Genomic DNA, 20896 nt, shown 5'->3' with positions numbered 1-20896 from the left:
TTAAACAAAAAAAGGAATTTAACATTTCAAAAAAAAGTAAAATTGGGGCTTGCGAGTTAAATATTAATAATTACCTTTGCACCCACTTTATAACAAATAAATATTATTATCATGAATCACTATGAAACTGTTTTCATTTTGAATCCCGTTTTATCTGAAACCCAGGTAAAGGAAACAGTAAGCAAGTTTGAAGATTATCTTACTTCAAGAGGTGCCCAGATCGTGTCTAAAGAAGACTGGGGACTTAAGAAATTGGCTTACGAAATCCAGAACAAAAAAAGCGGATTCTACACATTATTGCAATTCCAGGCTCCGGCAGACATCCTTATCGGTTTTGAAACCGAGTTTCGCCGTGACGAAAGGGTTATGCGTTTCCTAACCGTAACACTTGACAAGCATGCTGTTGCATGGGCTGAGAGAAGAAGAGAAAAACTAAAAACTAAAGCGAACTAATCATGTCAACAATAGAACAGTCAGCTAAAGGAAAAAAAGACGGGGATATCAGGTATCTTACGCCTTTGAACATAGAAACGAACAAGACTAAAAAGTATTGCCGTTTCAAAAAATCAGGTATTAAATATGTAGATTACAAAGATCCTGATTTCCTATTGAAATTTGTTAACGAGCAAGGTAAAATCCTTCCTCGTCGCCTTACCGGTACATCTTTGAAATACCAAAGGAAAGTATCTGTAGCCGTTAAAAGGGCACGTCACTTAGCGTTAATGCCATATGTGGCTGATTTACTAAAATAATAAGGAAGCAATATTATGGAACTTATACTTAAACAAGACGTACAGGATTTAGGATTTAAAGATGATGTTGTTACAGTTAAGCCAGGATACGGCCGTAACTTCCTTATCCCACAAGGTTTTGCTGTAATGGCAACTCCTACAGCTAAAAAAGTTTTGGCTGAGAACCTTAAGCAAAGGGCTTTTAAAGAGCAAAAGCTTGTAAACGACGCTAAAGCTACTGCTGAAGCGCTTAAAGCACTTGAGATCAAACTTACTGCAAAGGCAGGCGGCGAAAAACTATTTGGTTCTGTAACCAATGCTGACATCGCTGAGGCCCTTGAAAAAGCTGGACAGCCGATCGAGAAGAAATACATCACAAGCGGTATCGTTAAGCGTACCGGTAAATACTCTGCAAGCATAAGGCTTCACAGGGAAGTGATTGTTGACCTTCCTTATGAGATCGTTGCCGAGCAACAACAGTAATTTATACAGTTATATAAGAAGCCTTCCTTTTGGGAGGCTTTTTTAGTTTAGCCAAATCAACATATCACCAAATCAACGCATCAACCCAAAAATGAAATACGCAAGACTTACCAAAGAACAATTAGAAGAGCTGCACACGGAATTCATACGCTTCCTGGCCTCGCAGTCCATTGATAAGGACGAATGGGATACCCTGAAAAAGGAAAAGCCCGAAGTGGCCGAACAGGAGATCGATGTATTTTCCGACCTGATATGGGAAAACGTAGTATCCAAAGCCGAGTGGCTGGAGCATTATTCCAAAAACCACATTTTCCTCTTTAAGCTTGACCAGGAAAAAATGGAGAGTATCATCATTCATGCCCATACTCCACTGGCAGATTTTGAGACCGAAGGCGGGTTGCATTGGCTAAATGAGAACATTTTTAGCAACGAAGTGCAGATACAGCGCGGCGCCAAGCCTTTCAGCCAGGAAAGGAATGTCGAGATATTCAGCCTGATAGAGCAGGGCGCGATATTGAGCGACGGGACGCTGTACAAGCAGCTGGAGGATATGTTTTAGGGAAAGGCGCTGAGGGGCATAGGTTCTTAGTACATAAACAACTAAGAACCTTGGTAACTTTGCCGCTTTTTCAAAAATCTTGGTTAAATTAGCACTGGAAACAAATTTCAGCCAATGGACATTGAACAGCAGATAAACGCCCTGCGCGATGAGCTTAACCAGCACAACTACAATTACTACGTTTTAGACAATCCAACTATATCCGACTTTGAGTTTGATACGAAACTCAAGGAACTGCAGGAACTGGAGGCGAAACACCCCGAATATTTTGATGCTGACTCTCCTACCCAGCGTGTGGGCGGTGCCATTACCAAGAATTTCAACACTATACAGCATGAATTCAGGATGTATTCGCTGGACAACAGCTACTCCAAAGAAGAGTTGTTGGAGTGGGAAAAGCGTGTGCAGCGTGGCTTGGGCACTGATAACGTGCAATACACCTGCGAACTGAAATATGACGGTGCCTCCATGAGCATTACCTACGAGGACGGAAAACTGACAAAAGCCGTAACACGTGGTGATGGTTTCCAGGGGGATGAAGTGACCACCAATGTAAAGACCATCCGCTCCGTCCCGTTGAAGCTGAAAGGTGATTATCCGGTCAAATTTGAGATACGCGGTGAAATCATACTTCCTTTAGAAGGCTTTGCCAGAATGAACCAGGAAGTGATTGCAGCCGGGGGAACTCCATACGCCAACCCGCGCAACACAGCCTCAGGCTCGCTGAAACTACAGGACAGCGCCGAGGTAGGCAGAAGGCCGCTTGACTGTCTCCTGTATTCCTTAGTCGGCACGAACCTGCCGGTAAAAACACAATATGAAGGACTTGAAAAGGCACGGGAATGGGGCTTTAAAGTCCCCAAAGAAGCCAAACTCGCAAAGAACATAGAGGAGGTCATGGCATTCATTGACTATTGGGATATCCACCGCCACGACCTGCCGTATGAAACCGATGGTGTGGTTGTCAAAGTTAACGACATTAACCAGCAGGAAGAGCTGGGCTACACGTCCAAATCGCCACGCTGGGCCATTGCGTATAAATTCAAGGCCGAACGCGTATCGACAAGGCTCAACAGCATATCCTACCAAGTGGGGCGCACAGGTGCGATAACCCCTGTTGCCAACCTGGAGCCGGTACAATTGGGCGGAACAGTAGTAAAGCGCGCTTCCCTACACAATGCGGACCAAATCGAAAAACTGGACATCCGCGTAGGCGATGAAGTTTTTGTGGAAAAAGGCGGTGAGATCATACCTAAGATCATAGCGGTGGATTTTACCAAACGACCGGAAGATGCTATGCCGACCCATTATATTGATAAATGCCCGGAATGCCTCACCAAACTGGAACGCAAGGAAGGCGAGGCACAGCACTACTGCCCGAATTATTACGGCTGCCCTCCGCAAATTATAGGACGTGTGCAGCACTATATTTCGCGCAAAGCGATGGATATTGAAGGCCTTGGGGGCGAGACAGTAGCATTGCTTTATAACTCTGACCTTATACACAACTATGCCGACCTGTACGAGCTTAAAAAAGAGCAGGTAGTACCGTTGGAAAGAATGGCCGACAAATCGGCGGAGAACCTGATAAACGGTATTGAGGCTTCAAAACAGATACCGTTCGAGCGCGTACTCTATGCATTGGGAATACGCTATGTAGGCGAAACCGTTGCCAAGAAGCTGGCCAAACACTATAAGAACATCGATAATCTGGCGAATGCCTCACTGATGGATCTTATTTTGGTGGATGAGATTGGCGAACGCATCGCGCAAAGCGTGATCGACTTCTTTGAGAATGAAGAGAACCGCAAGCTTGTTGAACGCCTGAAAGCATACGGAGTACAGCTTGAAACAACAGGAGGCAGTACCAGTGTGAGCGACATGCTTTCGGGAAAAATCTTTGTAGTGTCCGGTGTATTCTCCAAATTCTCCCGCGATGACCTGAAAAAAGCCATTGAAGACAATGGCGGCAAGGTGGGCAGCTCCATCTCGTCCAAAACAGATTATGTGGTGGCTGGCGATAATATGGGGCCTGCAAAGCTTGAAAAGGCGAACCAGTTGGGCGTGAAAATCATTAGTGAGGAGGAGTTTATTGATTTAGTTTCAAAGTAACAAAGTTCCAAATTAGCAAAGTTTACCAGTACTATTAAAACTCTGTAACTTTGCGACTTTGAAACTCTGCAACTCATTAAAAAAATGAACATCAAACTACTCGCCATAGGAAAAACCGATAACAAAGCGCTGCAACAACTCATGGACGATTACATGAAGCGGCTGTCGTTCTATGTCAAATTTGAAATGGAGGTGATTCCCGACATTAAGAATGCCAAAAACATGAGCGAGGCACAGCAAAAGGAAAAAGAGGGCGAGATCATCTTATCCAAGCTCTCCCCTACCGACCAGCTCATCCTTTTAGATGAAAACGGAAAATCCTTCAGCAGCGTGGGCTTTTCGGAAGAACTACAGAAGAAGATGAACTCGGGCATCAAGACATTGGTTTTCGTAATCGGCGGACCGTATGGCTTTTCTAACGATGTGTATACCAAAGCACTCGGTAAGGTCTCATTATCAGCAATGACCTTCTCTCATCAGATGGTGCGCTTGTTCTTTATCGAGCAGGTGTACAGGGCTTTTACAATCCTTAGGGGGGAGCCATACCATCATCAGTAATTTTTTTCCAAAAAACATAAAACATACTTTTCTTTTAAATAACTGATTTTCATTTATTTATAAATAAAATCAGTTAAAAGTTAAATTTTTTCCTATCCCAACTGTAACAACTTTAGTTACCCCTCCGTCATTATATCAAACAAACTACCAAAGTTGGCAAACGCAACACAGGATATCGATACATTGATAGCGCTCTGCAAGGAGGGCAGCCGCAACGCACAGTTTGAGGTGTATAACAGGTATTACAAAACCATGTACAATACAGCACTTCGCATTGTTAAGGACAGCCATTGGGCAGAGGATGTCATGCAGGAGGCTTTCCTGAAAGCGTTTACCAAACTGGACTCCTTTAAGGGTGAAGTGACCTTTGGCGCATGGCTCAAAAGGATCGTGGTGAACCACAGCATTGATAATTACAAGAAGATCAACAAGAATGCAATGGATGCCCTGGACAACGTACTGTATAAAGTGGAAGACGAAGGCCATAAAGAAGAGGCAACGATTGACTTCCAGAACATGCAGGTACAGCAGGTGATGGCTGCCATACAGTCGCTTAAAGACAATTACAGGGTAGCCCTCACACTCTTTTTCATAGAAGGGTATGACCAGGAGGAAATTAGCGAAATAATGGGAATAACATACGGCAATTGCCGCACAACCATCAGCCGGGCCAGGGAAAGCCTGCTGAAAAAACTGAATGAATAATGAAGAACGAGAAACAAGACCTTGACAACCTGTTTGCCCACTTTAATGGGCAGTGGGACACCGAAGAGCCTGCAAACAGGCACGAGGACCGCTTTTTAGACAGGCTTGAGGGCAAAAACAAAAAGAAAAAAGGCTTGCTGCTATGGCTGGCCATGCCTACAGCCGCCGCAATACTCATCATGTTTGGGATATGGACCATTTATAAGCCGGGCGCTGATACCCATGCAGGTGCCCAAACCGCTGCAGTAAAGCTCTCTCCGAAAGCACAGGAAGCACAATCCTACTTTAAGGGAATCATACAAAAAGAGCTGGCCAAAGTGGAAAAAGAGGACAGCCCCGAAACCAAAATGCTTGTAAAGGATGCGCTCCTGAGAATGGATGCCCTGGAGAAAGATTACGAAAAACTAAACAACGAAGTCCTTACAAAAGGCGAAAACAAACAGATCATCCACGCAATGATAACCAATCTGCAGACAAGGATATCATTCCTGGAGGACGTGCTCACCAAAATCGAAAACATCAAAAAACTGAAAGAAAATTATCATGAGAACAGCAACACGTAACGCAATATTCCTCCTGCTCCTGCTCCCCGCACTGGCATTTGCCGGCGGCGATGGAAATTGCAGCTGGAAAGGAAAAATCACTAAGGAAAAGAAAATAAGCAAAAGCTTTGCTGTAAACAGCAATGCCGCACTGGATGTCAACAATAAGTTTGGCAGCATTTATGTAACCACATGGGACGAAAACCAAACCGTAATAGACGTTGTGATTCGTGTAAACGGTGATAAGGAAGACCTTGTAAACAAGAGGCTTAACAGCATTGATGTGAATTTCATTGCTTCGAAATCACTGGTTTCTGCCACAACAGAAATAGGAAACTTTTCGGGACGAAACATCAACATGGAAATCAATTATACCATAAAAATTCCTAAAAAGGGCAGTATCGACCTGAATAATCAGTATGGCAATACCATTGTAGGCAAAATATACGGCAAAAGCGCGATAAAATGCCAGTATGGTGACCTGAACATCGACGAACTGAACAGCGATAGCAATTCCATAAACCTGCAATACAGCGGCACATCAAAGATTAATTATATCAGGTCCGGAAACGTGAACGCACAGTATTCAGGCTTTAACCTTACCAAGGCTGGATCGCTTACCCTCAAAGGGCAATACACCGGCATGACCATAGGCGAAGTGGGCGACCTGAATTACCGGACAGAATATGGCGACCTGAACATAAAAAAGGGTGGGTCTGTAACAGGATCCGGCGACTACAGCAACCAGCGCTTCGGCTATATTACCGGCCAGCTGAATACAACCTGCAACTATGGTGAGGTAAAAATAGGCGGCATGGACACTAATGTAAAGAACGTGACCGTAAACGCTACCTACACTGCTGTGAGCATCACCTACAACCAGGCAGCGCCATTCGACTTTGAGCTAAGCTCTGTATATGGCGGTATACGCGGCGTGAACAGCTTTAAATTCACCGAAAGAAGGGAAAAAGATAACAAGCTGTACTATAAAGGATACTATAAAAGCAGCGGTGTAAACAAGATATATGTAAGAGCTGAATATGGCGACATCATCCTGAACGCAGGCTAAGACTAAAATTAATCAATAAAAAACAAAACAGATGCAACCCTTTGAAGCGTGATTGCGTCTACCATATAATCAAAAGCCGAAAGGGGTTCAATCATCAAAAAAACACCTGCTCATCACAGGGAAGTTAATTCAATCAATCATCAACCTCGCCGCAAGGCGAAACAAAAAACGAACAATTATGAAAAAAGCAGCAATGTTTTTGGCAGGGCTGTGCTTTACCCTCTCGGTAACAGCCCAGGAAAAGAAAGAACGTGTACAGGGTACAGGTAAAAGCATCAAAGAAAAAAGGGAAATGGGCGCTGCCTATCACAAAGTGAGCGTAACAGGCAACTTTGAAGTAACCCTTGTATCGGGCGAAACCGGCACTATTACCCTTGAAGGCGAAGAAAACCTCATCGAATTCATCTCGGCCACTGTAACCGACGGCGAATTGTCCATCAGCTCCGGCGAAAGGTACCTTGTGCCGTCGCGTAACAAAAAGATCGCTGTAAAAGTACCTGTGGGTATCCTGAACGAAGTAACCCTTAAGGGAAGCGGAAGCATTTATGTAAAGAACAAGGTGAAAAACAATGTAAAGGTGATGCTTGACGGCCCGGGCTCCATCGACCTGAATGTTGCCGCCAATGATGTAGAGGCCATTGTCCTGGGCTCCGGCCAGATTACCATCGAAGGCAATGCCAACATGTTTGACTGCCGTGTTGTGGGGTCGGGTACCATCAAGGCTTACGAGCTGAAAGCGCCGGTAGTAAGTGCCCTGGTATCGGGGTCAGGCAATGTTGAAACCAACAGTTCTAAGAGCCTTAAAGGCAGGATTAGCGGTTCTGGGAATATCGCTTTTACAGGCGAGCCTAAGGAAACCGATCTGAAGCATTCGGGTAGCGGGAAATTCAGCCTGCACCAATAAGAGTTTAAAATAACGTTTCATACTCGTTATTTAGGTTGGGCCTGTCCGCGCTGCGGATGGGCCCTTTGCGTTTTTTTTACGATGGCCCGGAACGGGTTTTTGCTATCCTTCCAACCCTAAAACCGGCATTCGCCAAAATTGTGGGTATTTTTAGGCCACATGGGGAGACTTTATGGTACCATCATGGGGAAATTTGAGACCGAAAAATATGATTTTAGGGTATAGGCATGATGAATTTAGGGTATCGCTTTTTCCAACCTGAAATCCGGAACCGAAAAACCATTTTTTTACACTCCAAAAATTGGATGGCGTACTTAAAAAACAATTTTGAAACAAAACGACCAAAGGCCGTTATTAAACAGAGCGGGGTGAATCGGGTCTTTTTAGTGTTACGCTATTTAAACGTTCTGATTATTCCCAAATATCATCCCCTGCTTCCTTTTCTATATCATCAATGATCCTTTCCATAGCCAGTCCGAAATAATTTATCTCACCTTCATCATCAATTCCTCTTATGCCAATCAGTCCATCCAACTCATCTGTCAGTAATCTAAAATCTCTTATGCTGCCTTCAATTATAACTGAACAATTTTGGTCGTCATATTTCCAATCAAGAAGGTTAATCGCATCTGTTTCCAGTATAATGGAGTCAAACACTCCTTTAATTACTTTCAGTTTCACTATTAGCTAATTGGTTGCTACTGTCTCACCGGCCCATCATCCGCCTTCCGCTTCACCGAATAATCTTTCTCCATTTCAAAGATGTTCTTGAGGCCGTGGTACAGCCCGCCCAGGTCGTAGGCATAGCCGCAATTGATGCGTGCTGCATTGTATGACGGCTGCGACATGTCCGTCACAAAGCCACCATTCTCCCCATAGAAGAATTTATTATCGGAACTGATGTATACGCTGCGCTGCGAGATCTTCTGCGCATCGAACGTGTACTGGTAGTAGTCGAATACCTTGTTGTAATTTTTAGCATAGAAAGTAAAATCGGGCCTTTCGAATACCAGGGAATCGTTGAGGGTTAATGATGTCCCCAGACTGCCGGGCATCTGTGCGCGGGCTGCAAAACCGGTGGCTAAAACGAAAAACAACAGGTATTTTTTCATGGCTTGGTTTTTTTGTATTCCAAATATATGGAATTTTGTTTAGCCACGAATTACACAAATTTGACAAATTTTAAATTTGCTTTTGTCGATCATCTTGTTAGCTAAATCTGCAATCTGCCGGGGATTAGCACAGTTAGTGGCAAAAAAAAAGCGCCGTAAACCGGCGCTTTTGTAACTGAATTTTATATCCATTAAGGGAAGATGCCCCTTTGCTTGTATGCCATTTCGATACGGGTAAGGGCTACGATGTAGGCCGCTGTCCTCCAGTCGGTCTTGTATTGTACCGATGTGGTGATCACTTTTCCGAAAGCCTCTTCAACCTTTTTCCTTAGCTTGATGATCACATCGTCCATGGTCCATATCTCTCCGTTGCGGTTCTGGAGCCACTCAAAGTAGCTGCCGATAACACCGCCCGAGTTACAAAGGATGTCCGGGATGATGTCAATGCCGTTGGCTATCAGGATCTCTTCACCGTCTGTATCAGTTGGGCCGTTGGCGCCTTCTGCAATTACTTTGGCTTTGATTGTACCTGCGTTTTCCGATGTTATTTGGTTGCCAAGGGCAGCAGGGATTACGATATCACAGTCGATGCTGAAGAAGTCATTCGACGGATAGTCCTGCGTACCTTTGTATCCGGTGATGGTATTGTTTTCACCCTGGTAGCGAAGCAATGCCTCAGGGTCGATGCCCTCCGGGTTGTATATGGTTCCGGTAGCATCCTGTACACCTACAAGGATGGCGCCGTTCTTGTTCATGAAATGTGCCGCCCAGTAACCTACGTTACCAAAGCCCTGGACAATGTATTTTTTACCTTCAAGTGAAGTGCCCCTTACTTTAGCCCATGACTCCAGCGTTACCACAACACCGAATCCTGTAGCCCTGTCGCGCCCTTCAAGGCCGCCTGATCCTACCGGCTTGCCGGTAACCACGTGCTGGTTTTTTGAACGCTCTGAAGGAGATTTCGTAGACATATACGTGTCAGCGATCCATGCCATCATCTGGGCATTAGTGTTCACATCCGGCGCCGGTATGTCATGCTCAGGCCCAATGTTATCGCCAAGTGCGAATGTAAACCTCCTTGTAATCCTCTCAAGTTCTGATTGCGAATACAGTTTCGGGTCGATCTGGATACCGCCTTTACCGCCTCCGTAAGGAAGTCCGGCAAGCGATGTTTTCCATGTCATCCAGGTAGCCAGTGCCCTTGCGGCATCGATGTCTACCGTATGATGGTACCTTAGCCCTCCCTTGTATGGGCCAAGCGCATTGTTGTGCTGTACCCTGTAGCCGGTAAATACTTCTACCTGCCCGTTATCCATTTTAACCGGAAAATGGACAACAATCTCATTATTTGTTATGGAAAGGATTTTCTTAACGCTTTCGTCAAGCCCCATAACCGCTGCAGCTTTCTCAAACTGGTTCTTTACGTTTTCATACATGCCCACTCTGGGCTTAGCTTTTGTTGCCATATTTTTACAACTTGTTATATACTATTTACTTTCTTAAAAAGCGTCACAAATATAACGCAAACAGGTTAATTGAATTACAAAATTTATAAAAAATAAATCACAAAAATGTGATTGCTACAATAATACCTATCAAAAAGCCGACCAAACTGTGTATTTGATAATTTAACCTAAAAAATACCCACTATAACGTTTTAGTAATCAGCCACATACATCGCCTACCCGCCTTTTCCTGCCTGATTGTCAGCCATCCTATGGCTTTTTATCATAATTTTACCCCGTTTAAAGTTTATGATGGAAGTACTGGCAGGCTATTGCGGCGCATTTATAATCGGGCTTACCCTTGGCCTCATGGGCAGCGGCGGCTCCATTCTTACCGTTCCGCTCCTGGTGTACCTGTTTTGCCTGGACCCTGTTATAGCAACGGCATACTCTCTTTTTGTTGTGGGCACCACTTCGGCTGTAGGAGCCATCAAAAATCACCTTGACGGCAACCTCGCGTTCAAAACAGGGCTGCTCATTGCAATACCCTCCTTCATCGCTGTATATGCAACACGCCGCTACATAGTAACCCGGCTACCCGAACAGATCACTTTTGAGGATTTCACCATAACAAGGCATGTTTTCATCATGGTCCTGTTTGCTTTGGTAATGATTGTCGCGGCAGCTTCGATGCTTTTCCGGAAAATAGATGATAGTGAAGCTGCCAAAAGCAGCCGCAACATTATGATAATGTTACCTTACGTCATTTTTACAGGCATCATCATGGGGCTTGTAGGCGCCGGCGGGGGCTTTTTAATCATACCCATGCTGGTCTATTTCGGGGGCCTTGGCATGAAAAAAGCGGTGGGTACCTCACTGTTCATCATTACGCTTAACTCGCTTACCGGTTTCGTGGGAGACGTACAGCATATAATTATCGACTGGCCTTTTCTTTTATCCTTTACCACCATTTCTGTTTTTGGTATATTTGCGGGGACTTACCTGCATAAATACATTACAGGGCAGCAGCTAAAAAAAGGTTTCGGCATCTTTGTCCTGTCTATGGCTGCTTTTATACTGGTTAAGGAACTAATGCACTGACAGCAATAACATTACTACAACAAAACACTGATTATGAAAATCGAGCAGATATATACGGGATGCATCGCACAGGCAGCCTATTACCTTGAAAGCAACGGCGAAGCTGCCATATTTGACCCGCTAAGGGAAGTACAGCCTTACATAGACCGTGCTACAAAGGATAATGCACAGATAAAATACATTTTTGAAACGCATTTCCATGCCGATTTCGTTTCGGGGCACCTGGACCTGGCGAAAAAAACCGGTGCCGAAATAGTATACGGCCCCACGGCCGCTCCTAACTTTGATGCAACCATAGCCAAAGACGGCCAGGAATTTACCGTTGGCAACTACACCATCCGCGCGATCCATACGCCGGGGCACACGCTGGAAAGCACCTGCTACCTGCTGCTGGAAAACGGCGAGCCAACCGGGATCATTACAGGTGATACCCTTTTTATTGGCGATGTGGGCAGGCCCGACCTTGCCCAGGCACTCACTTCCGAACTGACACAGGAAGTACTGGCCTCGCACCTGTACGACTCGCTGCGCAACAAGATCATGACCCTGCCGGACAGCCTTATCGTTTACCCAAGCCACGGTGCCGGAAGCGCCTGCGGGAAGAACATGAGCAAGGAAACCACCGACCTGCTGGGCAACCAGAAGCAAACCAATTATGCCCTGAGGGCAGACATGACCAAAGAAGAGTTCATAAAAGAGCTGCTCGATGGCCTGGGTGCCCCACCTGCCTACTTTCCGCAAAATGTACTGATGAACATTCAGGGCTATGAAAGCCTGGACACCATACTGGAAAAAGGATCGGCATCTTTATCTGCCCCGGAATTTTTGGCTGCTGCCAAAGAACATGAGGCATTGGTACTTGACGTAAGGCATGAGGATGATTTTGTTAAGGAACATATCCCGGGTTCAATTTTCATCGGCCTCAACGGGCAGTTTGCACCCTGGGTAGGCGCACTTATCATGGATGTGAACCAGCCACTGGTACTGGTAACACCCGAAGGCAAAGAGGCTGAAGCCGTGACCAGGCTGGCACGCGTGGGCTTCGACAATACATTAGGCTATCTTAGCGGAGGCATGGAAGCCTGGAAGGCAGCGGGTTTTGAGACCGACAGCATCCGTTCCGTATCGCCTGAAGCTTTTGCAGAAGGGCTTGCCAACGAAGAAAAGACAGTTGTAGATTCCAGGAGGCCGGGCGAATATGCAGGCGGCCACGTAGAAAACGCCATCAACATTCCGTTGGACTTCATCAACCAGCAATTGGCCGAAGTGCCGAAAGACGAAGACTTTTACCTGCATTGTGCCGGCGGCTACCGTTCGGTAATCATGTCGTCCATACTGAAAGCCAGGGGCTACCACAACATGATCAATGTAGAGAAAGGTTTTGGAGGCATAAAGAATACATCCGTAAAAACCATAGCAGGGCAAACTGCCTGCTCCCTAAAATAAATTCGAAACACATCATTGCGCAACTGATTTTTAAATACTTTTGCGCATTATATAAAACATAAGAACAATATGAAAAAAGTGCTTTTATTTCTTTCTGCCGCCGCACTGTTTGCAGCTTGCAGCAACCTGAAAGAAAATGAGTTTGAGGTTGAGGGAAGCATCGACAAGTCCCTTGACGGAAAAAATGCCATACTACAGAAGCAAGGCGGTATGTTTGGCGTTGTCCCTGTAGATACAGTAAAAATTGAAAATGGTAAATTTTTGTTCAAAGGTAAGGTTGAAGCTCCTGAGTTTCACTTTGTAACCATTGACGGTGCGCCAAATGTTGGCATAAACTTCATCCTTGAGCACGGTAGCATAGAGCTGGCCATTGATAAGGACTCCATCCAGAAATCTGAAAGGGGCGGTACTTATAACAACGACGTGCTTCATGATTTCATGACTGAAACTTACAGGATCCAGAATGAAAAGCAAAAGTTTGAGAAAAACAACATGACAGCTTACCAAACTGCCCAGGCCAGCAACGACACAGTTACCATGAACAAACTGATGAAGCAGCACAGGGCTTTCGACGAAAAGCTAAGTAAGTATTCTGAAGATTTCACAAAAGAAAATCCTAAAGCATACATCACGCTTCCTTTGATGAAGCAACAGGCAATGTCGGGCAAAAAAACCTATGCCGAGCTGAAAAAGCAATATGAGGGGCTTGATGAAGAGCTTAAAAAGCTAAAAGAAGGCAAAGAGCTTTTGGAAGCTATTGAAAACATGAAGAAGGCTGAAGAAAAAACAGCCCAGCTAAAAAAAAATGAAGCCAATGTAGCCGTAGGAAAAATGGCACCTGACTTCAGCGCACCGGGACCTGACGGAAAAACCATCTCGCTTAAGCAGTCTCTTGGAAAAGTTACACTGATCGACTTTTGGGCATCATGGTGCGGCCCGTGCAGGCAGGAAAACCCGAATGTAGTGGCTATGTACAACGAGCTTCACGGCAAAGGCCTTAACATCATAGGCGTTTCGCTGGACAGGCCGAACGATGGCGACAAGTGGAAAAAAGCCATTGCTGACGACAAACTTACCTGGACACATGTATCGAACCTTTTGGAATGGAACGACCCTATAGCGCAGCAATATGGCGTACAGGGCATCCCTGCTACCTTCCTTCTTGATGCATCAGGCAAGATCGTTGCCAAAAACCTGCGTGGCGAAGAGCTGAAAGCAAAAGTAAAGGAACTTTTGGGCCAATAATCCCAACAGTATTTGCTGCAAATACCAAAAATCTCCCCCGTGAGATTTTTTTATTGGATTAGCTGACAGAACTTTAAAAAATAGTTCTCAAAATAGGCGCAAATATGTTTGCTAACTTCAAAAACAACCCTATATTTGCAACCGCAATAAGCGAAAAAGGCTGACCGTCTTTTGGGGAGATACTCAAGCGGCCAACGAGGACGGACTGTAAATCCGTTGGGAAACCTTCGCAGGTTCGAATCCTGCTCTCCCCACAAACAAAACCTGCAAATCACTTGCAGGTTTTTTTATTTCCCTGCACTTCACCAGAATTTATAAAAGGGCACAAAAGTTTTGTGGCAAAATCGTGGCACAGAATTGCACTTAAACACCTGTCTATCAACAGATAAATCAGGTTAACGACTTGATTTTAAGACGCTGTATTTCTACATTTATTAATCTAAAAAGTTGAATTATGTTAGAGAACAGTTTTGGGTTGGCATTTTGGCTGCCCTGATCCATAACTACAAAGATTGCTTCTTACGGCGCTGTTTCTTTTCCTGCTGCTCTCCCGGGCCATCCTCGTCGCTATTTGACTGCTTAGCTTTCGTATCCTGTTTCTTGGAAGTTTCACCGCTTTGGGACTGCTGCTGCTCCTTTGCCTGTCGGGTATCAGGGCGTCTTTGGTCAGCATCATAGATGGTTAGTGTTTTGAACTGCGGGGTTGCCTCAACATATTGTTTCACCTCCTGGCCGTCTTTGATAAAGGTTGCCGATTGCCTGTTGCCCTTCTTCAGAGAGTTCAACAAGTCGTCTTTATGCGATGGGTTGTCCAGCTCCTTTATGGGATGTTTTGAAACAACGGCTTCTAAATCGTAACCGTAATTTTTATGGTAATGCTTCTGGCGGAAATTGCCATTAGCGTCAGCATCTTTAAAGTTGAGTTGGACCCCTAATAACATATTAGTACGTTAACACGAGCCCGGCACCAAATCCCATATCACTGTCATAATGTGCCCGTACACCAATATTTCTCGTTATAATGTAACGGAGCTCTGCCATATATTCCTTGTCGGTATTAACCATAAAGCCGCCTCGCAAACGGCTTGAAATGGGAATGTCCTCCCGCATCAGGGAGAGCCGCACAATACCGTCGTGGTACACCTCTGCCTGGAAATTTACCAGTATAGGGAGTGTATATACCACACCAAGGCTGAATGCCCTGCGGGTATCTTTTTCATTTTTCTGCCCGAACAGGTTCTTCTCCTGTTCGTCGATGCCCATTTTCCGGTAACGCCAGTCAAAGCCTACAAAGGGCATGAGCCATTGCATTTTCCCTATAAAACGCCCAAGATGTGTCTCCACCTCATAACCGTGCATATCATTATAGCCAAGGCGCCATTCGGTACCCAGGGTCCAACGTGCTGTCATCAGCATAGCCTCCCCGTCGTTTCCGTTAGTGGCAAAGTCATTCTGGGCCGTAAGATGCGGCATATTGCTTTCAGCCTGCAGCAAGTCATAAGCTTTTTCTTTGTCCGGTAGGTTTGGGTTATCATAATCTCCAACAGCGAGCACACGGTTCATGCCCGCCATCATATGGTACAGGATGTGGCAGTGGAAAAACCAGTCACCTTCCGTATTGGCGGCAAACTCAATGGTATCAGTTTCCATGGGCATTATATCAATAATATTTTTCATCGGGGCGTAATCGCCCTGCCCGTTAAGCAGCCTGAAATCAAAACCATGTAGGTGCATGGGGTGCCGCATCATCGAATTATTGAAAATGGTAATACGCAATACCTCCCCTTTTTTAACGGGAATTTTATCTACTTCACTCAGTATCCGGTTGTCCATGCTCCAAACATACCGGTTCATATTGCCGGTAAGCTCAAACCGTATCTCTTTAACCGGCGCCTGTTGTGGCAGTAACGTAGGCTGTGGGGACCGCAGCATAGCATAGTTCAGCGTAACGATATCACTGAGCGCATTCGCATTGTATTTACCGGCATGGCCCTGGGTATCCATTTTGTGCCCCATGGCAGAATGGTCCATGTGCATAGGGTGGTCATCCTGCTGTTCACTGTCTACCGGCGCGTGTCCATCGCCATCCTTTTTATTTTGCATGCCTGTGATTTCGGGGTACATGACTACATTCATATCCATGCGGTTCCAGCTCATATTCATGCCCATATCATCCAGGTCACCGTTCATTTTCATCATGTCGTTCATCATCTTCATACCTTCGAAATACTTTAGGCGCGGTAATGGCGAAATGAGCTGCTTAACTCCATCGCCAATATAATAGCTGGCCGATTGTGTCCGGTCTTCGGTCGTGGCAAGCAGTTCGTAAGCCACCCCGTCATTTGGTATGGTGACCACTACATCATAGGTCTCCGAGACCGCAATAATGAGGCGGTCTACCTCAACGGGTTCTACGTCATTACCGTCACTGGCCACTACAGTAATTTTACCCCCCGCGTACCGCAGCCAGAAATAGGATGATGCCCCTGCATTGGAAATACGCAGGCGCACCTTATCCCCACCTTTTAACGGTGTGTTGTTAAAGTTTTTAAAGTTGTTCTCATTGCTGCCGTTCATCAGGATTTTATCGTAATAGATATCGCTTACATCCATAGCCAGCATTCTTTTCCATTCATTTTTAACTTTTGTCCCAAAGTTTCCGCTGCCGATTGCCTCCGCATAGCTTTGCGTGGCGCCTTTTTGGATGGCGAACCAGTCATTGGCAGCGTGCAGCATACGGTTGACATTTTCAGGGTTAAGGTTAGTCCATTCACTTATGATAATCGGGACTTCCGGCAGGTCGTATATCCCTTTTCTGAACGTTTTATCATCGCTTCTTTTGTGCATAATGAAACTGCCGTACATTCCTATCTGTTCCTGGAGGCCCGAGTGCGAATGGTACCAGTGCGTCCCGGTTTGTATAATCGGGAAGCGATAGGTATAGGTCTGGCCAGGTTCAATGGGCATTTGCGTAAGGTGAGGCACGCCATCTTCTTTGTTAGGCAGAAAAACCCCGTGCCAGTGCAGTGAAGTACTTTCTTTCAGGTGGTTGTGGACGATTATCTCCGCCGTATCGCCTTCTGTGAATTCCAGCGTCGGCATGGGTATCTGCCCATTTACGGCAATGGCCCGCTTTTCCTTTCCTGCATAGTTTACTACGGTATCCCTTACATGCAGTTCATAGCGTACTGTCTGCTGTGCCGCTGCAAGCAATGGCAGGAGGTATAACATTAGTACCAATGGTACCGTGTACAGGCGTTGTTTGTGTTTTTTATATCTATTTATCATGTTGCTACTATTAACTTTTTAATTGTCTTGGTTACTTCCCTGTTTTTATTTTTCTTAATCGCAATGCATTAAGTATCACTGACACAGAACTCAGGCTCATGGCCGCCGCCGCAATCATTGGCGAAAGCAATAATCCGAAAGAGGGATACAATATGCCTGCGGCAATCGGTATTCCTACCACGTTATAAATGAAGGCGAGGAAAAGGTTCTGCCTGATGTTCTTCATCACGCCATGGCTCAGGCTTTTCGCTTTGACAATGCCCTGCAGGTCCCCTTTTAAAAGCGTCACCTCGGCGCTTTCAATCGCCACATCCGTACCGGTTCCCATGGCGATACCCACATCAGCTTTTGCCAGTGCGGGCGCATCATTGATGCCGTCTCCCGCCATCGCCACAACTTTCCCTTCGGACTGAAGCTTTTCGATTTCCTTTAGTTTATCCTCCGGCAGGCAATCTGCTTTATAATGGTGCAGCCCAAGTTGCTGTGCTACAGCCTTTGCCGTATTGTGGTTGTCCCCTGTCAGCATTACTACATCAACACCCTGGCCCATCAGTTCGCTGATCGCCTGCCGGCTTGTGGGTTTTATGGCATCGGTAATGGTAATATAACCCGCCAGTTTACCTGCCATGCTGATATAAGATACCGTTTTGCCAAATTGCTGTTCTTTACCGACAGCTTCGAGTTCAATTTCAGGAACCGCTACGCCTTGCATATCCATCAGCTTCTTATTGCCGATCCCGATGGTTTCTCCATCATACACCCCTATTACCCCTTTGCCCGCAACCGCTTCAAAATCCCTTACAGGGGAAGGCGTCGTACCGCTTTGCTCTGCGTATTTTACAATAGCCTCGGCCAGGGGATGCTCGCTGCTTTGGTTGAGCGAGGCTGCCGCCTGTAATAATTTTGCTTTGCTGAAGCTGTTCAGGGCAATAATCTTTTCAACTGATGGCCTGCCTTCGGTAATGGTGCCGGTCTTATCAATAATCAGCACATCAACCTTGTTCATTGTTTCGATGGCCTCTGCGTTTTTAATCAGCACACCGAACTGGGCGCCCTTGCCTACCCCCACCATAATAGACATGGGAGTAGCAAGCCCAAGGGCACATGGGCAGGCGATGATCAGTACCGCGAGGGCATTTGCAAAAGCAAAAACATACGCCGGTTCAGGGCCAAATACTGCCCATACAATAAATGTTACCACAGCTACTGCTATAACAGCAGGAACGAAGTACTTTGATATGGTGTCTGCCAGTTTTTGGATGGGTGCGCGCGAGCGGCTTGCATTGTTGACCATTTCAATAATTTGAGAGAGCAGTGTCTCCTCTCCTATCCTTTCTGCTACCATAAGGAAGGACCGGGTACTGTTGATCGTTCCGGAGCTCACCTTATCACCTTCCTTTTTAGTGACAGGAATCGGCTCTCCTGTGATCATCGATTCATCGATGCTGCTGCTGCCTTCGGTGATTATCCCGTCTACAGGTATTTTCTCACCCGGCTTTACGCGGAGTATATCCCCTTTTACTATATCGGCTATTGGGATAACACTGTCTCTGCCTTCCTTCACAAGTGTTGCTTCAGTCGGGGAAAGCTTTAATAGCTCTTTGATGGCGCCGCTTGTACGGCTGTGGGCCTTGGCCTCAAGAAGCTGGCCAAGAAGCACAAGGGTAAGTATGACAGTTACCGCCTCAAAATAAAGGTGCCCCGTGCCATAGTGGCTTTTGAACTCATCGGGGAACAGCCCCGGAAAGAGCAATCCAATCAGGCTGAAGATAAAAGCTGCCGCGGCGCCAAGGCCGATAAGGCTGAACATGTTCAGCTTCATGGTCTGGAAAGAAATCCATGCCCTCCTAAAGAACATCCATGTGGCAAAAAAAACCACCGGAAGCGACAGGATAAGCTGGAGCCAGTTGGACACCTGCCTTGAGAGGAGGTCGTTGATAGGATTACCAGGTACCATCTCGCCCATTGCCAGTATAAAGATGGGGATGGTAAAAGCCACTGCCACCTTGAATTTCCTGAGCAGGTCACGGTAGGTCGCATCATCGTCGTCATCTGCAAGAAGCGGGACCAGGTCCATACCGCAGATCGGGCACGAACCCGGCTTGTCCGATACTACTTCAGGGTGCATAGGGCAGGTGTATTTCCCTTCGGGAACAGCTTTTTCAGGAACCTTTTCCAGGTTCATTCCGCATACGGGACAATTCCCCGGACGTTCGTAGAGCTTATCGCCCTCGCAGTGCATTGGGCAATAATACTTGCCCTTTGCCGGCTGATAGTGCTCTTTTTTCTCTTCCTGAACCGGTTTATGACTGTGCTCATTACGATGATGCTTGTGAACCTCGCCGTGGTGCGGTTGCCCATCGAAAGGCGCTATACGGTAAGGCCCTGCCCCTGCAAGCACATGCTGGAGCTCTTCCGTTGTAATATGGTGATGCATCTGAATAATCGCGGTCGGCGGATCAAGGGTCACGGAGGCCGTTACGCCCTCTATGCTGTTCAGTGCTTTTTCCACTTTGCTGCGACATCCGCCACAGGTCATTCCCGTAATGCTATAAGTATGCTTCATGCTTGTGTACTATTATTTAATATCTACATTTAAGAAGAGTAGGACGAATTCCATATCCAGGATCTTAGAATATACTCCCAACCTGTATAATATTTTACCTTTAACCAAGGATTCTTAATAAGGTTCTTTTTAAGTTTATTCAATTATCTCAATTGTTTTTCCGCATGTTAGCATCTGTGAACCATAATAAGGATTCTTGATCTCCTTTTGGTCGCTTAGCCAATTTGCCCCTTGGCCATTTTTGAACATGGGGCAATTGTTATAATAAATAGGCTCTCGTAAGCCGGCTACTTTTGCCAGTGTATGCATGTTTAACGAAAGGCTTGCAAACAGGACCCTTTGCTTATTAAGGTCATCCGATGCCGCAATAGCTTTAGTATCACGAGCCAGCTTCTCATTAACCTCCATCCATGTAGTATGTGCTTCAATGCCCAGAGCCGACATAGGAACATCGGCTATTGCATACTGCAACTCATAGGCAGAAGATGCGACTTGTTGCGCATCCGATTTAACTAGCGCTTTCTGCAGGATGAAATATCTTGAAAATACTTCTGCTAAAACATTTGTGGCTGCAGTTTCTTTTTTAATACTGGTTTGGTTAATTGCTGATTTTTCAGCAATATTTTCGCTATAGGATCCACCAAAATCCTTTTTAACTGCGAGGCTGGAACGCTCATACTGGCAGCAGCCTGGTAAGCTGTTGTATGCCTCTTGCGGGGCAAGATATTTTTCATTGTCATATCCTGCCAATGCAATACGTTTAAGCACTGCGTCCGGGCTGGTCTTTCTGGGATCATAAGTTATGGTGGCGGCTTGATTGTCCCTGTCCCATTCCACTTTGGCCTGCTTTTTCAGATTGCCCGCCTTCTCAATAGCGGCCTCGCACATACCGCAATTACCGGATACCGGCACAGTGATAGTTTGTGCGTTTTTTATTTGTGCATATACCTGTATTGTTGATGCCATTATAAATAACGGCACCATAAGTTTTTGTAGTAAACCCATGACTATTATAGTTTATTAAAATTTA

At 45.7% G+C, this 20896-nt stretch carries 20 protein-coding genes and 1 tRNA gene; 14 read left to right on the top strand and 7 right to left on the bottom strand.

From position 1 onward, the window contains the following. Positions 1–111 precede the first annotated feature (111 nt). The 10 genes from rpsF to OGH69_RS08105 all read left to right on the top strand — a co-directional run bounded on the left by rpsF (position 112) and on the right by OGH69_RS08105 (position 7663). Complete coding sequence (gene rpsF / locus OGH69_RS08150; protein ID WP_265173964.1) at positions 112–453, top strand: 30S ribosomal protein S6; 342 nt, start codon at positions 112–114, stop codon at positions 451–453. A 2-nt stretch (positions 454–455) separates the two neighbouring features. After that, positions 456–752 carry a 30S ribosomal protein S18 gene (gene rpsR, locus OGH69_RS08145; protein ID WP_020211613.1) on the top strand — a complete coding sequence of 99 codons (297 nt, stop codon included), beginning with the start codon at positions 456–458 and terminating at the stop codon, positions 750–752. A 15-nt stretch (positions 753–767) separates the two neighbouring features. After that, on the top strand, positions 768–1214 hold the full coding sequence (gene rplI, locus OGH69_RS08140; protein ID WP_265173963.1) for a 50S ribosomal protein L9: 447 nt from the start codon (positions 768–770) through the stop codon (positions 1212–1214). 91 nt (positions 1215–1305) lie between these two features. Further along, on the top strand, positions 1306–1773 hold the full coding sequence (locus OGH69_RS08135; RefSeq protein ID WP_265173962.1) for a DUF6495 family protein: 468 nt from the start codon (positions 1306–1308) through the stop codon (positions 1771–1773). A gap of 114 nt (positions 1774–1887) precedes the next feature. After that, positions 1888–3885: an NAD-dependent DNA ligase LigA gene (gene ligA / locus OGH69_RS08130; protein ID WP_265173961.1), complete on the top strand. Its 1998-nt coding sequence runs from the start codon at positions 1888–1890 to the stop codon at positions 3883–3885. Between the two features lie 84 nt (positions 3886–3969). After that, positions 3970–4443 (top strand): 23S rRNA (pseudouridine(1915)-N(3))-methyltransferase RlmH, encoded by a 474-nt coding sequence (rlmH, locus tag OGH69_RS08125; RefSeq protein WP_265173960.1) that lies wholly within the window; start codon positions 3970–3972, stop codon positions 4441–4443. A 153-nt stretch (positions 4444–4596) separates the two neighbouring features. After that, positions 4597–5148 carry an RNA polymerase sigma factor gene (locus OGH69_RS08120; protein WP_265173959.1) on the top strand — a complete coding sequence of 184 codons (552 nt, stop codon included), beginning with the start codon at positions 4597–4599 and terminating at the stop codon, positions 5146–5148. Next, entirely contained in the window at positions 5148–5711 is a 564-nt protein-coding gene (locus OGH69_RS08115; protein ID WP_265173958.1) for an anti-sigma factor, read from the top strand. Before OGH69_RS08120 ends, OGH69_RS08115 begins: the two co-directional genes overlap by 1 nt. Then, positions 5692–6759 (top strand): DUF4097 family beta strand repeat-containing protein, encoded by a 1068-nt coding sequence (locus OGH69_RS08110; protein WP_265173957.1) that lies wholly within the window; start codon positions 5692–5694, stop codon positions 6757–6759. The genes OGH69_RS08115 and OGH69_RS08110 overlap by 20 nt, the downstream gene beginning before the upstream one ends. Positions 6760–6937: 178 nt before the next feature. Further along, entirely contained in the window at positions 6938–7663 is a 726-nt protein-coding gene (locus OGH69_RS08105) for a head GIN domain-containing protein (protein ID WP_265173956.1), read from the top strand. A gap of 411 nt (positions 7664–8074) precedes the next feature. Here the strand turns inward: OGH69_RS08105 and OGH69_RS08100 are convergent, their stop codons facing one another. From OGH69_RS08100 to OGH69_RS08090, 3 genes are all read right to left on the bottom strand, one after another. Beyond that, complete coding sequence (locus tag OGH69_RS08100; protein WP_265173955.1) at positions 8075–8344, bottom strand: hypothetical protein; 270 nt, start codon at positions 8342–8344, stop codon at positions 8075–8077. A 17-nt stretch (positions 8345–8361) separates the two neighbouring features. Next, entirely contained in the window at positions 8362–8775 is a 414-nt protein-coding gene (locus tag OGH69_RS08095) for a hypothetical protein (RefSeq protein ID WP_265173954.1), read from the bottom strand. 191 nt (positions 8776–8966) lie between these two features. After that, on the bottom strand, positions 8967–10241 hold the full coding sequence (locus OGH69_RS08090) for a Glu/Leu/Phe/Val family dehydrogenase (protein ID WP_265173953.1): 1275 nt from the start codon (positions 10239–10241) through the stop codon (positions 8967–8969). 288 nt (positions 10242–10529) lie between these two features. Here OGH69_RS08090 and OGH69_RS08085 point away from each other — a divergent pair, with 288 nt between their 5' ends. From OGH69_RS08085 to OGH69_RS08070, 4 genes are all read left to right on the top strand, one after another. Continuing rightward, positions 10530–11321, top strand: a complete 792-nt coding sequence (locus OGH69_RS08085) for a sulfite exporter TauE/SafE family protein (RefSeq protein ID WP_306354377.1) — start codon at positions 10530–10532, stop codon at positions 11319–11321. 33 nt (positions 11322–11354) lie between these two features. Continuing rightward, positions 11355–12767, top strand: coding sequence for an MBL fold metallo-hydrolase (locus OGH69_RS08080; RefSeq protein WP_265173952.1), 1413 nt, complete (start codon positions 11355–11357; stop codon positions 12765–12767). A 69-nt stretch (positions 12768–12836) separates the two neighbouring features. Continuing rightward, complete coding sequence (locus OGH69_RS08075) at positions 12837–14012, top strand: redoxin domain-containing protein (RefSeq protein ID WP_265173951.1); 1176 nt, start codon at positions 12837–12839, stop codon at positions 14010–14012. 173 nt (positions 14013–14185) lie between these two features. Beyond that, positions 14186–14266: transfer RNA gene (locus tag OGH69_RS08070), tRNA-Tyr, on the top strand. 249 nt (positions 14267–14515) lie between these two features. Here OGH69_RS08070 and OGH69_RS08065 read toward each other — a convergent pair. The 4 genes from OGH69_RS08065 to OGH69_RS08050 all read right to left on the bottom strand — a co-directional run bounded on the left by OGH69_RS08065 (position 14516) and on the right by OGH69_RS08050 (position 20871). Beyond that, on the bottom strand, positions 14516–14953 hold the full coding sequence (locus tag OGH69_RS08065; RefSeq protein WP_265173950.1) for a hypothetical protein: 438 nt from the start codon (positions 14951–14953) through the stop codon (positions 14516–14518). Position 14954: 1 nt separating this feature from the next. Then, a complete protein-coding gene (locus tag OGH69_RS08060) occupies positions 14955–17243 on the bottom strand; it encodes a multicopper oxidase domain-containing protein (protein WP_372339334.1) in 2289 nt (762 codons plus the stop codon). A gap of 88 nt (positions 17244–17331) precedes the next feature. Next, entirely contained in the window at positions 17332–19866 is a 2535-nt protein-coding gene (locus tag OGH69_RS08055; RefSeq protein ID WP_265173948.1) for a heavy metal translocating P-type ATPase, read from the bottom strand. 135 nt (positions 19867–20001) lie between these two features. Next, positions 20002–20871: a DUF3347 domain-containing protein gene (locus tag OGH69_RS08050; RefSeq protein WP_265173947.1), complete on the bottom strand. Its 870-nt coding sequence runs from the start codon at positions 20869–20871 to the stop codon at positions 20002–20004. Positions 20872–20896: the final 25 nt, after the last annotated feature.

Source organism: Flavobacterium sp. MFBS3-15, from assembly GCF_026107645.2.
Lineage (GTDB): Bacteria > Bacteroidota > Bacteroidia > Flavobacteriales > Flavobacteriaceae > Flavobacterium.
This window is presented reverse-complemented; position numbering and strand designations above follow the sequence as displayed.